At 67.3% G+C, this 15,040-nt stretch carries 12 protein-coding genes and 1 tRNA gene; 10 read left to right on the top strand and 3 right to left on the bottom strand.

Annotation, left to right across the window (positions count from 1 at the left end; all coding sequences use genetic code 11):
• Nucleotides 1–231: 231 nt before the first annotated feature.
• The 4 genes from nadD (at nucleotide 232) to YM304_RS13395 (ending at nucleotide 2,784) form a co-directional block, all read left to right on the top strand.
• Nucleotides 232–831, top strand: a complete 600-nt coding sequence (gene nadD / locus YM304_RS13410; RefSeq protein WP_015442237.1) for a nicotinate-nucleotide adenylyltransferase — start codon at nucleotides 232–234, stop codon at nucleotides 829–831.
• A complete protein-coding gene (locus tag YM304_RS13405; protein WP_015442236.1) occupies nucleotides 821–2,236 on the top strand; it encodes a hypothetical protein in 1,416 nt (471 codons plus the stop codon). Before nadD ends, YM304_RS13405 begins: the two co-directional genes overlap by 11 nt.
• The gene (rsfS, locus tag YM304_RS13400) at nucleotides 2,229–2,615 is read left to right on the top strand and encodes a ribosome silencing factor (protein ID WP_154723452.1); all 387 of its coding nucleotides are present in this window, start codon (nucleotides 2,229–2,231) and stop codon (nucleotides 2,613–2,615) included. Before YM304_RS13405 ends, rsfS begins: the two co-directional genes overlap by 8 nt.
• A gap of 96 nt (nucleotides 2,616–2,711) precedes the next feature.
• Nucleotides 2,712–2,784: transfer RNA gene (locus YM304_RS13395), tRNA-Ala, on the top strand.
• Nucleotides 2,785–2,897: 113 nt separating this feature from the next.
• Here YM304_RS13395 and YM304_RS13390 read toward each other — a convergent pair.
• Together YM304_RS13390 and YM304_RS13385 are read right to left on the bottom strand one after the other, a co-directional pair.
• A complete protein-coding gene (locus YM304_RS13390; RefSeq protein ID WP_015442234.1) occupies nucleotides 2,898–4,139 on the bottom strand; it encodes a L,D-transpeptidase family protein in 1,242 nt (413 codons plus the stop codon).
• Between the two features lie 162 nt (nucleotides 4,140–4,301).
• Nucleotides 4,302–5,165, bottom strand: a complete 864-nt coding sequence (locus YM304_RS13385) for an LLM class F420-dependent oxidoreductase (RefSeq protein ID WP_015442233.1) — start codon at nucleotides 5,163–5,165, stop codon at nucleotides 4,302–4,304.
• Nucleotides 5,166–5,183: 18 nt separating this feature from the next.
• On the opposite strand from YM304_RS13385, the gene YM304_RS13380 reads away from it, so the two are divergent.
• The gene (locus YM304_RS13380) at nucleotides 5,184–6,734 is read left to right on the top strand and encodes a class I adenylate-forming enzyme family protein (protein ID WP_083908369.1); all 1,551 of its coding nucleotides are present in this window, start codon (nucleotides 5,184–5,186) and stop codon (nucleotides 6,732–6,734) included.
• A gap of 33 nt (nucleotides 6,735–6,767) precedes the next feature.
• On the opposite strand, the gene YM304_RS25300 is transcribed toward YM304_RS13380, so the two are convergent.
• Nucleotides 6,768–8,852: a type 1 glutamine amidotransferase family protein gene (locus tag YM304_RS25300; protein ID WP_015442231.1), complete on the bottom strand. Its 2,085-nt coding sequence runs from the start codon at nucleotides 8,850–8,852 to the stop codon at nucleotides 6,768–6,770.
• A 453-nt stretch (nucleotides 8,853–9,305) separates the two neighbouring features.
• On the opposite strand from YM304_RS25300, the gene YM304_RS13370 reads away from it, so the two are divergent.
• The 5 genes from YM304_RS13370 (at nucleotide 9,306) to YM304_RS13350 (ending at nucleotide 15,022) form a co-directional block, all read left to right on the top strand.
• Nucleotides 9,306–10,913 carry an ABC transporter substrate-binding protein gene (locus YM304_RS13370; protein WP_041298303.1) on the top strand — a complete coding sequence of 536 codons (1,608 nt, stop codon included), beginning with the start codon at nucleotides 9,306–9,308 and terminating at the stop codon, nucleotides 10,911–10,913.
• 80 nt (nucleotides 10,914–10,993) lie between these two features.
• Nucleotides 10,994–11,944: an ABC transporter permease gene (locus YM304_RS13365; protein WP_015442229.1), complete on the top strand. Its 951-nt coding sequence runs from the start codon at nucleotides 10,994–10,996 to the stop codon at nucleotides 11,942–11,944.
• Complete coding sequence (locus YM304_RS13360) at nucleotides 11,941–12,861, top strand: ABC transporter permease (RefSeq protein WP_015442228.1); 921 nt, start codon at nucleotides 11,941–11,943, stop codon at nucleotides 12,859–12,861. The genes YM304_RS13365 and YM304_RS13360 overlap by 4 nt, the downstream gene beginning before the upstream one ends.
• A complete protein-coding gene (locus tag YM304_RS13355) occupies nucleotides 12,858–13,919 on the top strand; it encodes an ABC transporter ATP-binding protein (RefSeq protein WP_015442227.1) in 1,062 nt (353 codons plus the stop codon). Before YM304_RS13360 ends, YM304_RS13355 begins: the two co-directional genes overlap by 4 nt.
• On the top strand, nucleotides 13,916–15,022 hold the full coding sequence (locus tag YM304_RS13350) for an ABC transporter ATP-binding protein (protein WP_015442226.1): 1,107 nt from the start codon (nucleotides 13,916–13,918) through the stop codon (nucleotides 15,020–15,022). The genes YM304_RS13355 and YM304_RS13350 overlap by 4 nt, the downstream gene beginning before the upstream one ends.
• The last annotated feature ends 18 nt before the right edge of the window (nucleotides 15,023–15,040 follow it).

Raw genomic sequence — 15,040 nt, 5'->3', positions numbered from 1 at the left:
CATGATTCCCTCATGGAACATGGCTCAAACGGAATCGGGGGGTTTTATTTGGGGGACAACTCACAGTAACAGGTGTGTCAACCCCCGTTCGGACCGGTAAGGGGGATTCTTCGAAAATCGACCGTACAGTGGCAGATCGTGTCGGATTCCGGGGTCGATCAGGCTCGCTCGAAGCCACAGCCCGGCATTTCTGGCCGTGACGCGAGCTCCGAGCCGAGCGAGATTCGGCGGGTGGGACTGTTCGGCGGAACCTTCGATCCTCCGCACGTCGGGCACCTCGTCACCGCGGTCAACGTGGCGTACGAGCTCGATCTCGACGTCGTCGTGATGATGGTCGCCAACATCCCGTGGCAGAAGCAGGGCACCCGTGACATCACCGGGGCCGAAGACCGTCTCGCGCTCGTGAGTGCTGCGGTCGCCGCAGTCGATCGGTTGCAGCCGGGTCGGCACGAGATCGATCTCGGGGGCAACAGTTACACCGCCGACACGCTTCGCTCGTTGGCCGCCGACTTTCCCGGGGCGGAGTTGTTCACCATCGTCGGCGACGACGCTGCGGCGGGGCTTCCGTCGTGGGAGCGGCACGAAGAAGTGGTGGCGCAGTCGCGCCTCGTCGTGGTCGACCGGCCGGGCGAACCCGTGGAGTTGCCGGGCGGTGTCGACTGGATTCGTGTGGAGGTTCCCCGTCTCGAGGTGTCGAGCACCGATCTGCGGGCTCGGTTCACCGATGGTCGGCCGCTCGACTACCTCGTGACCAACCCGGTCCTCGAAGAAATCCGGCGACGCGGTCTGTACGGCGTTCCGATCGGCCAGGCTGGTACCGATGACCGCTGACCCTCGCCGCCGCCGTCGCCAGACGCGCGTCGGTGCACTGGCCGCCGTCGTGCTCGTGCTGGTGGGTGCGGTCGCTGCGGTCGTCGGCGTCTCGACGCTGCGTACCTCCGAGGCGGGTTCGGCGCCGACGTCCGACACTCGCGTCGAGGTGGCCTTCCCGTCGACACCGACGATCGCGATCGGCGTGGTCGACGACGAGAACCGACTGGCCTCACTGGTGGTCGGTGTCGTGTCGCCCGCCGGTGCAGGAGGAAGCCTCGTCAGCGTGCCGGTCAACGTCGACACCACGATCGGTTTCGGCGACGAGCGGTCGACGTTGGGGAGCCGCCCGTACGTTCCCGGTGATGCCGAGAGTCTCGAGGCGCTCACGTTCGGTCTCGAGTCGACCCTGTCGATCACCGTCCAGCACGCGCTCGTGCTCGGGCCTGATGACGTGCTCGCGGTCGTCGAGCGCGTGGCGCCGTTCGAGGTCGACCTCCCCGACGACGTGATCGACGCCGATTCCGATCCCGACGAGGTAGCCGAGGCAGGCGTGGCGACGCTCGACGCGGCCACGATCGCCGCGGCCATGACGGCCATCGACATCGACGGCACGACCTACTCCCACCACGACCTCGACGTGGCGCTGTGGGCGGCGTTTGCCCGAGCTGCGTCGTCGTCGCCGCTCGATGTCGATGTCCCGCTCGACGGCGACGAGCGTCCCATCGACCCGACGGGTGTCGACGAGGCGTTCGAGCGTCTGCTGGCCGGCTCGGTGGCTCATCGCGATCTCGCCATCGACATCGACGCTGCCGCCGATGCCGTCAACCCCGACGAGGCCGACTTCGTCATCGTCGACCGCAGCGACGCGCTGCTGGTGTTCGGTGAGATCGCTCCCGGGCTGGTGTCGAAGCCCAACGAGAGCTTGTCGTTCCAGATCATCGCCCCGTTCAGCGACGAGCAGATCGCGGCGGCGGGCGATGGCGTGACCACGGTGGAGTTGATGCACGACCTCATCGGGGAGTTGCTGTTCGCCCAGGGCAACGTCGTGTCGGTGCAGACGTCACCGTCGGTCGACGGGGCAGGCGAGGTCACCCGTCTCGAGGTGTCGGACGAGGACTTCGTCGAAGCGGTCGCTGAAGTCGCTCCGCTCCTGTTCGGGGAGGTCGACGTGGTCGTGGCCTCTCGCCTGATCGAGGGTGTCGACGTGGTCGCGGTGCTCGGCACCGGATTCCTCGATCGGCGAGCCGAGATCGCAGCCGAGGCGGCCACCTCATCGACGACCGACCCGGCAACCGACAGCGAGACGGACGACGGTGAATCAGTCGACGGTGGATCAGCCGACAGCGAGACAGCCGACGGCGACGCAACTGCGGTGAACGACGAGAGTGACGCAACCTCCGATACCGTCGCGGCCGATGAATGACGCGCTTGGTGATCCGGTGACCGCCCCCGACGACGACGGGCGTGCACTGGCGATCCTCGCCGCACGCAAGGCCGACGATCGGCAGGCGTCCGACATCGTCGTGCTCGACGTGGGCGACGTGCTCTCGATCACCGGGTATTTCGTCATCGCCAGCGCCCCGAACGGGCGGCTGGTGCGCAACGTCGCCGACGAGATCGAGCTCACGATCAAAGAACAGCTCGGCCGTCCGCCGGTGCGAGTCGAGGGCCTGCGTGAGTCGCAGTGGACGCTCATCGACTACGGCGACGTGGTCGTACACGTGTTCCGTGACGACATGCGGGAGTTCTACGAGATCGAGCGGTTGTACGGCGACGTCCCCCGCGTCTCGTGGAACGCGTGATTCTTCGTCGTCAGTCGGGTTTTTCGTTGTCAACTTCCGAACGGCGACGGTAACGTTCAGCGCTCGTTCGCACAGCGTGTGAACGAACCCAGAAATGGGGCTATAGCTCAGTTGGTAGAGCGCTTCCATGGCATGGAAGAGGTCAGGAGTTCAATTCTCCTTAGCTCCACAAAGAAACCCCAGGTCGTACGACCTGGGGTTCTTTCGTTTTCGGGGACCCCGAGTTCTCCCGAGCGACGTCGACGAACTCGGTCGCCCTCGCGCAAGGCGCGGGCCGTCGGGTCACCTTTCGCCGGGTTCGGCGACCGAGGTGGTCGTGGTGGTCTTCGCGGTGGTGGTCGTCGTGGCCGGCACGGTGGTTGTGGACGCCGGCGCCGCCGTGGTGGTCGGTGCCTCGGTGCTCGGTGTGGTCGCCTCGGTGGTGGCTGGCGCGTCCGTGGTGGGCGGCACCGTCGTGGTCGTCGTCGTGGTGCTGGGCGTGGTGGTCGTGGTGGTGGCGTTGGGGTCGGGGTAGTCGAAGCGCATCTGCATCGCCTCCGCCGACTGGTTCCAGGGTTCGGTCACGCCGTCCCAGATCAGCACCTCGTCGCCGATCGCGATGAGCGACGGCAGCTTCTCGCCGAGCGTGCGCGACACACGGATGCAGCCGTGCGACGCCGGCTCCAGCGGAATCGAGTTGGCGCCGTGGATCGCGATGCCCTGATTGATGTAGATCGGGTCGTACATGCCGCCCAAGCGGCTCTCGCGTCGACCCTCGATCTTCTTGTACGCGGTGAAGACGCCGGGCGGCGTGTAGGAGCGGCCGCAGATCGCCTTCTCGATCGGCTCGTCGAGCGGTTCGCCACGGTCGTTGGTATCGATCGTGACCGTCTCGCAGTACTCGTCGGCCGTCTCGTACCACGGGGTGAACCCTGTGGCGCCGGCGGCGAGCTCGCCGCTCGAGATGTGCGCAACGAGCACCGCTTCGTCGGCGTGGAAGACGACCATCACCTGCTCGGGCAAGTAGATCTCGGTGTGACCGGCACTCGTGTTCGTCGGGCGCCGGGGAGCGATGCGGATGGGGTCCTGCATGCGGTCCCAGAGTGCAGCGGTGACCTTGCCGGTCGCCTCGGCCCGAGGCGTGCCCATCACGAGCTTCTCGAACGCCCACACGGCCTGCGTGGTCAGGCCGCCGAACGCTCCGTCGACGGGGCCTGGGTCGAAGCCGAGTTCGGCGAGACGCGACTGCACCATCTCGACCTCGCTGCCGGAGTTGCCACTGCTCAGCGTCTGCGACAGGGCGACCTTCTCGACGACGTCCTCGCTGTCGACGTCGGTCTCGACGGCCTCATAGGTGACGGTCGGCAACGGGGCCAGGGTGGTCGTCGAGAGGGAGTTCGTCGTGCCGACCTCACCGTCGGCCGGCTCGGAATCGCTCCGACCGCTGACGATGCCGATGCCGACGACGAGTGCGAGGAGCGCCGCCGCTCCGCCAACGGGCAGCCATCGCGCGAGGGGGTTCTGTGCGGTTCGGCGGGGACTCACGGCGGTGGAGGGTGCTCAGACGTCGGATGAGCAGCGGCACCAGCGTACGGACCGTCGCCGCCGGTTGTCGACGTTCGATCGGTGCGATTCCGTCACACGTGGCCGGGGTGGCCTTCCGCTGTGGCCGTTGAATCGGGCGGCGGGCTGGCGGGCCCGGGGCGGTCAGAGTTGGTCGGGGAGGGCGGCCCATTCGTCGAGGTGGCGGAGGACGTCGTCGCGGTCGTGGCTCGGGAGGGTGAGCACGGCGCGGTGGATGCCCTCGTCGAACAGGTTCGACAGGCCGGCCGGGTCGGTGGTGGCGCCGAACACGCTCACGTCGATCTCGCTCCGGTCGCGTCCGACCTCGGCGCACGCCTCGTCGAGGCGGGCCAAACGGCTTGCGAGCGACGGGCGAGCGCTGATCGGCATCCAGCCATCGGCCCACCTGGCCACGTTGCCGAGCAGTCGGGGCCCGGCGCCGCCGCCGATGTGGACTCGCGGACCGGTCGGCTGGGCTGGCTTCGGCCACGCCCACGACGGGGCGATGTCGACGTGGTCGCCGTGGAACTCGGCGACATCATCACGCCAGATCGAGCGGATCGCCTCGACGGTTTCGTGCGTGCGGTCCCAACGCGACGGGAAGTCGGTGCCGTGGTTCTCGAACTCCTCACGGTTCCAGCCGAACCCGACGCCGAACTCCACCCGGCCGCCGCTGAGCGCGTCGAGCGTCGCGAACTCCTTCGCCGTCCAGAGCGGGTCGCGGGCAGCGAGCAGCAACACGCTCGTGCCGAGACGAATGCGCGACGTGACCGCCGCCGCCATCGACAGCGACACCGTCAGGTCGTACAGGCGTGAGTAGACCTCGGGCAGTGGCTCGCCGGTCAACGAGCCGGGCCACGGCGTCTGCCGACTCGTGGGGATGTGGCTGTGTTCGGGAAGCCAGAGCGACTCGAAGCCACGCTCCTCGACCGCGGTCGCGAGTTCGACGGGGGAGATGCCGTGATCGCCCGCCATCAGAGTGATGCCGATCCGAGCCGTTGTCGTCATTGGTCGGACCGTACTGTGATGAGTTCCGACCCATCGAGACAGAACATCGAAGGAGACCCCATGCATCTCGCCGACATCGGCCGCTACTGGGCAGCGAACCGCGCCGAGTCCGTCGGCCTGCGCTTCGAAGGCCGCTCGTACACCTGGCGTGAGATCGACCGCCGGACCGACGAACTCGCCGCCGGTCTCGCAGCGATCGGCGTCGAACCCGGTGACCGAGTCGGCATTCTCATGGGGAACCGGCCGGAATGGTGCGAGACGGCGATGGCAACCCTCAAGCTCGACGCGATCGTCGTGCCGATGAACGTGCGCTTCACCGCATCCGAGGTGGCATACGTCGCCGACGATGCCGACTGTCGGCTGGTGGTGAGCGACGACGAGTTCGCCGCAGCGCTCGAACAGCTCGGCGACCGACGGGTGCTGCTCGCCGACGAACTCGAAGGTCATCATCGCAGCGGCGAGGCCCCGGCGCGACGCCTCGCCGGCGAACGGTCGGGCGGCACGGCGCCGGCGTTCGTCTGCTACACGTCGGGCACCACGGGCGATCCGAAGGGGGCGATCCTCACCCACGAGTCGTGGTACGCCGGGTCGCAGGGCTGGGCGCAGGCGGTGGGCCTCGGTGCCGACGATCGCGTGCTGCTTCCGTTCCCGCTCGCCTTCACCGGCGGGCTCGCCGTGTGGCTGTTCACCTATTGGGCCGGCGGTTGCGTCGTGCTCGAACGCGGCTTCGAGCCCGGCCGTGGCTTGGAGTTGATCGAGCAGGAACGCATCACCGGATTGTTCGCCGTTCCCGTCATCTACCAGTCGATGATCGAGCATCCGAACTGGGCGAGTACCGACCTGTCGTCGTGGCGCGTCGCCTCGTCGGGCGGTGCAGCGGTGCCCGAATCGCTGATCCGAGCCGTGCAGGATCGCGGGGTGCCGATGGCGCAGGGTTACAGCCTCACCGAGGCCTCGGCCGCCGGTACCGTGCTGGGCCCCGACGACGCGCTGCGCAAGCTCGGTTCGGCCGGGCTCCCGGTGATGCACGGCGAGATCGTGATCGGTGCTGCCGACGGCCGGATCCTTCCCGTCGGGGAGGTCGGTGAGATCCTCGTCAGAGGTCCGCAGATCATGGCGGGCTACTGGAACCGACCGGAGGAGAGCGCCGCGGCACTCGCCGACGGCTGGCTGCACACCGGTGACCTCGGCCGCCTCGACGACGACGGCTACCTCTACGTGGTCGACCGGCTGAAAGACATGCTGATCTCGGGTGGGCTGAACGTGTACCCGGCCGAGATCGAGCGACTGCTCGGCGACCTCCCCGGCGTGACGGAGTTGGCGGTCGTCGGCGTGCGCGACGAGCGATGGGGCGAGACGCCAGCCGTGATCGTCGTCGGCGACGCCGAACTGGTCGATGCGCCGTCGGTCCTCGGGGCCTGCGACGGCACGCTCGCCGACTTCAAGGTTCCCCGCTACCTGGTGGTTCGCGACGAACCGCTGCCTCGCAACATGTCGGGCAAGATCCTCAAGCGTGAGTTGCAGGTCGAATACGCCGACCTCGCTGCCACCGCCGACCCCATCCGCTGACACTCCCGTCGAGCACCGGTCGGCGGAGCGTTGTCAGGCGTCGCCGTCGGCTGCCCAGGCGACCGCATTGCGGAACATCTGGCCGAGCGGACTCGTCGGCTCGTAGCTCGAACGAGTTTCGCCGGGCTGCACGTAGGCGAGTCGCCCGACCGTGTCGTCGCCCGACGGATCGAACCGCTTGGCGAAACCAGCGGTGAGTGTCTGATCGGGGGAGAACGCCGCCGCGTCGTTGGCCAGGAACGTGTCGATCTGGCCGACGCCCGACCCGAAGTCGGGGCTGCCGAGGTACGTCGTGTTCGCGTAGATCTCCTCGTGGAGCTCGACGAACGGCAGACCATTCGCGTTGGGGTTCACCACCGACGACTGCGACGGGTGGCCCGGCATCGAGGCCGGGAAGCCGTCGCCGAACGGCGGCTCGATCATCGTCGACTCGTGGCCGATGCCGTGGGTGGCGATGAAGTGGCCGTAGCCGGTCGCGAGGAAGCCGTACGGCCCGGCACCGGGTCTCGGATCGGTCGAACCACCCCAGTCGGAGAGGTTCGACTCGGCACCGAACGCCGCAGCGAGCAGATCGATGTTGCCGCCTTGGTTGTAGAGACCGTGATGAAACGCGACGAGACCTCCGCCGTCGTCGGCGAATCCGATCAGATCGCTTTGGATCTCGTCGGTGGTGCCGTGACCCCAGTGCTCGAAGTAGACGACGACGTCGATCGACTGCGCGTCGAGGTGCGCGCGCAGCTCACCGGGTGCGTCGGGGTCGAACGGCAGCGCACCGGGCTCGGTCAGATCGAGGTCGCTCACGGTGAAGTCGAAGTCGTCGGCGGGGGAGTCGGCGGCGAGCAGCGCTTCGAGGTGGGTGACGTCGGCAGGCAGATCGGCTGGACCCCAGTTGCAGGGCACGTCGTTGCTCTGGTTCGACGCCTGGCAGTCACTCGGGTCGATCGCACCGCCGTGGAGCACCAGCACGTTCCTCGGGGCGGCGAGCTCGACGTCGGCGGGGTAGGTGCGCATGATGCCGTACAGCGTCGACGCTCCGTGGAGCACCGTCTGCGGCGCCCAGTCGCGCGTCGTCACGATGCGGGACGTGGCGGCATGCGAGCCGCCGACCAGAGCGGGGTCGGGGCCGTCGACGACGACAGACCGATCGGGGAGATACGTGACGCCCAGCGAGGCCAACCGGGCGGCGGTGTCGCCGTCGCCGAGGTGGTAGCCGGTGGCGGAGCGGCCTTCCAGCACGCTCGTGCCGAGGTCGCCGGGCCCGCCGGTGGTGCCATCGATCCGTGCGTAGGACACCAAGGCGGCGCCGTGGCACTGAGCGATGACCGGCACACCGCGTTCGATCGCGTCGTTGACGAGTTCGTCGATCGCGATCGCCGCCTCCTCGACGGCGGCAGCGTCGCTGACATGGCCCGGGTCACCACCGTGGTCACTGGTGTTCGCCTCATAGGTGCCGTCGTACAGGTAGTCGATCGCACCGGTGCCTCCCACCAGCACGAACGCCTCGTATGCGTCGAGCGACGCGACATCTTGGATCAGCCCGTCGATCGGGATCGGTGCCGGGTCGTTCCACGTGGAGTTCCACGCCTCACCGGTGCGTTCTTCGAATGCGTCGACGAAGCCGGCGTGCGTGCCGCCGCTCGTCGGGTGATCGGACCATTCGTCGAGCGTGAGCCCGAGTTGGTAGGTGCTCGCACTCCCGCCGGCGCTGCTGCGCACGTCGACGTCGTAGCCGAGCGCGTCGAGCGTCTCGTACATCACCTTGTACTCCGACCACCACACGTCGTTGTACGCGACGAACATCAACACCCGGTCGCCCTCGGACGACGGCGGAAGCGTCGACGTCGTGGATGTGGTCGTGGACGAAGTCGTGGTGGGGGCTGTCGTGGTGGATGTCGTCGTGCTCGGGGGCGGCGCAACGGTCGTACTGGTCGGCGTCGTGGTTGCGGGGGCCGTCGTGTCCCCTGCGGTCGCGCCCGTCCATCGCACGGCCTGTTCGCCCGCCGACGCCAACCCCTCGATCGAACTCGGGCCACCGCCCGAACCCAGGAGGAGGCCGGCCGGTAGCCCGAGGGTGGTGACGGCGAGCAGACCGACGAGCCATCGGCGTTGCCTGGTCATCGGTGTCGCTCCCCACGTCGTCGTCGCCCGCGGATCGCAGGCGTTCACACGAACCTAGGGGAGTGGACGACGGCGTTTCTTCCAATAATCGAGTCGCCGAGATTTGCCTCGATCGCCGCGCTGCGCTCACAACCCCGACGATGTCGCCGCACCGCAGCTCGACAGACGGGCGACATTCGTCACACGGCACCACGGACTCGGACGATCGCCGCGCGAAGCGACCGTGAGATAACCCCTGCTAGAGCGCGCTCCGGCCGCTCGGCCTCGTCCGCCGGCCGGCCTCGATTGGTCTCCTCACCGGACCATTTCCGAATTGGTCGTCAGAAACCCCCAGGGCTACGTTCGCCGCTGATCCAGCCGCAGGTGACTTCGAGCTCGCTCGGCCGGCATGTGTTCGTACCTATCAAAGGAATGGTGATGCAAGGAACCTCAACAGCAACACGTTGGAAACGGGTGGCGGCCGCAACCGTCTCGCTCGCAGTGATCGTCGGCGCATGTGGCGGTTCGGACTCGGATGATTCCGATGCAGAACCGGCCGCGACGCAGCCGGAAAGCGAAGAAAGCACCGAGGCACCAGCCGAAGAATCGTCGGAATCCGAGACAGAAGCGGGTGAGCGAGATCCGAATGGCATCCTTCGCTACGCCGGCATCAACGCACCCAGCCGCCTCGACCCGCACCGCTCGACGCTGAGCCAGGACAACGACAAGCTGTTCCTCGCCCTCGACCGTCTGGTCCACCAGGCGCCCAACGGTGACCCGGTCGCCGGACTCGCCACCGAGTGGGAGTTCATCGACGACGGAGCGACCCTGCGATTCACACTGCGCGAAGGCGTGACCTTCCACGACGGCGAGCCGTTCAACGCCGAGGCGGTCAAGGCCAACATCGAGCGCGCCCAGACCATCGAGGGTGGCACGCAGACCGGCGACCTCGCCGTCATCACCGAGGTGACCGTCGTCGACGACTACACGGTCGACTTCAGCCTCGACGGGCCAGCGGCAGCGCTGCCCCTCATCCTGTCCGACCGCGCCGGCGCCATGCTCAGCCCTGCGTCGTTCGACAACCCCGACATCGACGAGAAGCCCGTCGGTGCCGGCATGTACGAGGTCGTCGAGCACAACGTCGGCAGCCTCATCGTCTACGAGGCGTACGACGGCTACTGGGACAAGGACGCACAGGGTCTCGCCGGCGTCGAGTACCACGTGATGTCGGATTCCGGCACGCGTTCCAACGCCATCCAGTCCGGCGCCGTCGATTGGACGATCGTCGACAACGAGGCATACGACCGCCTCGCCGAGACCGATGGTCTCGAGGTGGGGCTGTTCGACGACGTCGCGTACCCCAACCAGCCGCTGAACAAGTCTCGCGAGGCGCTGGCCATCGTCGAGGTCCGTCAGGCGATCAACCACGCGATCGACCGTGAAGCACTCGCGAACGTGTTGGCGAGCGGCTACGCCGTCCCGTGTTCGCAGCCGTGGCCCGAGGGCTACGTCGCGTTCAACGAAGAGATCGGTTGCGACTACTACGACTACGACCCGGAGAAGGCTCGCGAGCTCCTCGCCGAGGCCGGCTACCCGGACGGCTTCGAGCTCGAACTGCTCGACACGCCGCCGTCGGCGACGCAGCGCACCGAGGCCATCACGGCCATGCTCGAAGCGATCGGGATCGACGTGACCGTGCGTGAACTCGCACCCGGCACCGCCGGTGACGTGTGGTTGGCACAGGCGCAGGGCGACATGCTCTCCGGCGTCTGGGGTGGCCGCCCCGATCCGGGTCAGATGCTGGCACTGCAGTACGGCGAGAACGGCTTCCTCAACCCGGGCAAGCACCGCTCCGACGCACTCGAGGCGCAGCTCCTGCTCGTCAACGACCAGAACCTCTCCGCTGAGGAACGGGCCGCTGCACTGCAGGAAGCGACACGCATCTCGGTCGAAGAAGCACTCGACGTGCCCCTCTACTTCCCGCTGCTCGCCAACGTGTGGAGCGACGACGTCGTCGGCGCCGAGGCGTACCTCTCGGGCAAGCAGGAGTTCCGCGGCGTGTACATCGCCGCCGCGAGCTGACCCGTCCACCCCATCCCACAGTCACCCGCCCGGACCGCCACCGCGGTCCGGGCGGTTGACGAACCTCCGCAAGGACCACGGTGTTTCTCTATCTCGTCAGACGCATTCTGATCATGGTGCCGCTTCTGTTCGTGGTGTGCTTCACGGTGTTTCTGTTGCTCTTCTTCGTGCCCGGTGACCCGGCGATCACGCTGGCGGGCGACAACGCCAGCGCCGAGCAGATCGAAGCGATCCGAGAGAATCTCGGACTCAACGATCCGTTCTTCACGCAGTTCTGGAACTGGATCTCCGACGTCCTCGTCGGCGACCTCGGCACGTCGCTCTACTCCAACCGTTCGGTCGCCGATGCGATCGGCGAACGACTGCCGGTGTCGGTCGCGTTGACGGCGGCGTCGATGGTCGTGGCGCTGGCCATCGCCATTCCCGCCGGTCTGCTGGCGGCGGCTCGTCGAGGCAGTCGCTTCGACCGAGTGGCGATGCTCTTCGCCGGCCTCGGTGTGGCCATCCCGAACTTCTGGCTCGGCACGCTCCTCATCCTGGTGTTCGCACTCCACTGGAACCTGTTCCCGGCGGTCGGCTACTCACCGCCCTCCGACGGTCTGGTCGAGTGGGTCAAGTCCCTGGTCCTGCCGGCCATCACGCTGGGGAGTTCGGCGGCGGCCGAGACGACCCGGCAACTCCGAGGTTCGATGATCACCACGCTCGAGAACGACTACGTCCGCACCGCACGATCGGTCGGCGTGCGCGACCGCACCATCCTGATCAAGCACGCGTTGAAGAACGCATCGATCCCGGCGATCACCGTCATCGGTTTCCAGGTGGCCTTTCTGCTCGGCGGGTCGGCGGTCGTCGAACGAGTCTTCGCGCTGCCCGGCATCGGCGACCTCGCGATCAACGCCGTCATCCAACGCGACTTCCCGATGGTCCAGGGGATCGTCATCGTGACGGCCCTCATCATCTTGACGGTCAACCTCGTGGTCGATCTGCTCTACGCGTGGCTCGACCCGCGAGTGAGGCGGGCGACGACATGAGCGACCAGATCGATCGACCCGTGGACGCACCGACCGTTGAGGTCGCGAACGACGTCGAGACCACGACGCCGATGTTTCTCGGGCTCCGGCGGTTCGCCCGTCGCTTTTATCAGCAAAAACCGGCTGTTGTGGCCGCAATATTTCTCATTCTGATCATCGGAAGCGCGGTCTTTGCACCACTCCTGGCCACGCACGATCCGTATCTTCAGGATTTGAGCTCGTATCTGCAGAGCCCGTCGAAGAGCAATTGGTTCGGAACCGACGACCTCGGACGAGATCTCTACAGCCGCATGCTCTTCGCCGGTCGTGTGTCACTTCTCGCAGCGCTTCAGTCAGTGGTGGTGGCACTAGTGCTCGGCGTGATACCAGGAATTGTCGCCGGATACTCAGGCGGTTGGATCGACGCGATCATCATGCGAATCACCGACGCGATCATGGCGTTCCCTCCGCTGATCCTGGCCATCTCGATCGTCGCCGTGCTCGGCCCGGGCCTGCGCAACGCGATGTTCGCGATCGGCATCATCTTCGCCCCTCGATTCCTCCGTCTGGGGCGAGGAGCCACGCTGGCCGTTCGGCAGGAGACGTACATCGAGGCAGCGCGCTCGATCGGCACGCCGCGCCGCACGATCATCCGGCGCCACGTGCTGCCCAACGTGGCGGCACCGCTGATCGTGCAGGCCTCCCTGTTGATGGGCGTGGCCATGCTCGCCGAAGCGGCGCTGAGCTTCATCGCACTCGGCGTGCAGGCCCCGGAGGCGAGCTGGGGCTCGCTGCTCCAGCGCGGCTTCCGTCTCACCCAGAGCGCACCGTGGCTGACGATCTTCCCCGGCATCCCCATCGCACTCACCGTGCTGTCGCTCAACGTGCTCGGCGACGGTCTACGCGACTCGCTCGGCAAGGAAGTGAGGAAATCATGACCGCCGAGACCGTGGCGCAGGCGCCCCTCGGCTCGACCGGGGCGGCCGAGGTGATCCGGGTCGAGAACCTCGAAGTGTCGTTCTACACCGGAGCCGGACTCCAACCGGTGGTGCAGGACGTGTCGTTCTCGGTCAACGCCGGCGAGATCGTCGGCCTCGTGGGCGAGTCGGGTTCGGGCAAGACCGTCACGAGTCTGTCGATGCTCGGCCTCATCCCGAGTCCTCCCGGAGTCGTCACCAACGGCTCGATCCACATCGACGGTCACGACCTGCTCGCCGCGTCGCCCAAACAGCTCTCACAGCTCCGAGGTGGCGTCATCTCGATGGTGTTCCAGGAGCCGATGACGAGCCTCAACCCGGTGTTCCGCATCGGCGACCAACTCGCCGAGGCCTACCGGCTGCACCGCAACGTGTCACGCAAGCAAGCGTGGGAGCGCGCGGTCGAGATGCTCGACCGCGTCCAGATTCCGAGTGCCCGCACCCGAGCCAAGGCATACCCGCACGAACTCTCCGGCGGCATGCGCCAGCGCGTGATGATCGCGCTCGCGCTGATCTGCGACCCGAAGGTGGTGATCGCCGACGAGCCGACGACCGCACTCGACGTCACCATCCAGGCCCAGGTGCTCGAGCTGCTCGCCGAGTTGCAGCAGGACCTCGGCATGGCCATCGTGCTCGTCACCCACGACCTCGCCGTCGTGGCCGAGTTCTGCGAACGCGTCCTGGTCATGTACTCGGGACAGGTCGTGGAAGGGGCTTCGATCGAGTCGATCTTCGAGCGGCCTCGGCACCCGTACACGGCGGCGCTCCTCGACGCGATCCCGGTCGTCGGCCAGCGTCGTAGCGGCGTGCTGCCGTTCATCCCCGGATCGGTGGCGCTTCCTGGTTCGTACCCGAGCGGTTGCCGGTTCGGGCCGCGGTGTGCGCACTTCGTCGAGTCGTGCGCGGTTCCGGAGCCGGGCGACCCCGCCGGCACGATCGAACTCCGCGACCTCGGTGCGGGCCATTCGTCTCGATGCCGGCGCGAGAGCGAACTCGACCTGAAGGGAAGTGCCAAGTGACCCCTCCCGACCGCACGCACGACACGGTGGAAGGCGCCGGCAATCGGTCGGCGACGCAGCCGCTACTCGAGGTGACCGACCTCAACGTCACCTTCCAGATCAAGACCGGGATGTTCGGACGGCGACCGTTGCGAGCCGTCCGCGACGTCAGCTTCAGTGTGGGCGCCGGTGAATCGCTCGGCATCATCGGCGAGTCGGGATCGGGCAAGTCGTCGACCGGCCGCGCGGTGCTGCGCCTCATCGAGCCGTCGTCGGGATCGATCAGACTCGACGGTCAGGAGATCGTCGGGCTCCCGCAGCGCGAGCTGCGCGGACTCCGTTCGAAGATGCAGATGGTCTTCCAGGACCCGAGTTCGTCGCTCAACCCGTCGATGACGGTGGGCGAGAGCATCGCCGAACCGCTCAGCGTCCACACCGACAAGTCGAAGCACGAGCGACGCGAAGAGGCCGCACGTCTGCTCGAGCTGGTCCGGCTGTCGAAGCGACAGCTCGACAGGTATCCGTACGAGTTCTCGGGCGGACAACGACAGCGCATCTCGATCGCCCGTGCGATCGCACTGCAACCGAAGCTGATCATCCTCGACGAGGCGGTCAGCGCGCTCGACGTCTCGACCCAGAACGAGATCGTCAACCTGCTCAACGAGTTCCAGGCCGAACTCGGGCTGTCGTACCTCTTCATCGCCCACGACCTCGCCGTCGTCGAGCACATCGCGCCGCGCGTCGGCGTGATGTACCTCGGCGAGCTCGTCGAGACCGGGCCGACCGAGACCGTCTTCGCCGAGCCACGTCACCCGTACACGCAGTCGCTGCTCTCGTCGGTGCCGTCGCCGACCGTGAGCGACCGTGCGACGAAGAAGCGCATCCCGCTGCTCGGTGAGACACCCGACCCGATCAACGCGCCACCCGGGTGCAGTTTCCACACCCGCTGCTCGTACGCGCTCGACATCTGTCGCACCGAGCACCCACCGACCGTCACCTACGGAGCGGACTCGGCCGTGCAGTGCCACCTGCACACGACCGGACCGAAGCTCGCCGGTCGCCCGCTGGCCGACATGCCCGCCGCATCGACAGCCGGCGTGTCGCCCGGCCGCTCGACCGCCTGATGCCGCCGCAGCGGCGAC

Origin of the sequence: Ilumatobacter coccineus YM16-304, assembly GCF_000348785.1 — a bacterium.
GTDB lineage: Bacteria > Actinomycetota > Acidimicrobiia > Acidimicrobiales > Ilumatobacteraceae > Ilumatobacter_A > Ilumatobacter_A coccineus.
The sequence above is the reverse complement of the archived record's forward strand: the minus strand, read 5'-3'. Positions and strand labels throughout refer to the sequence as shown.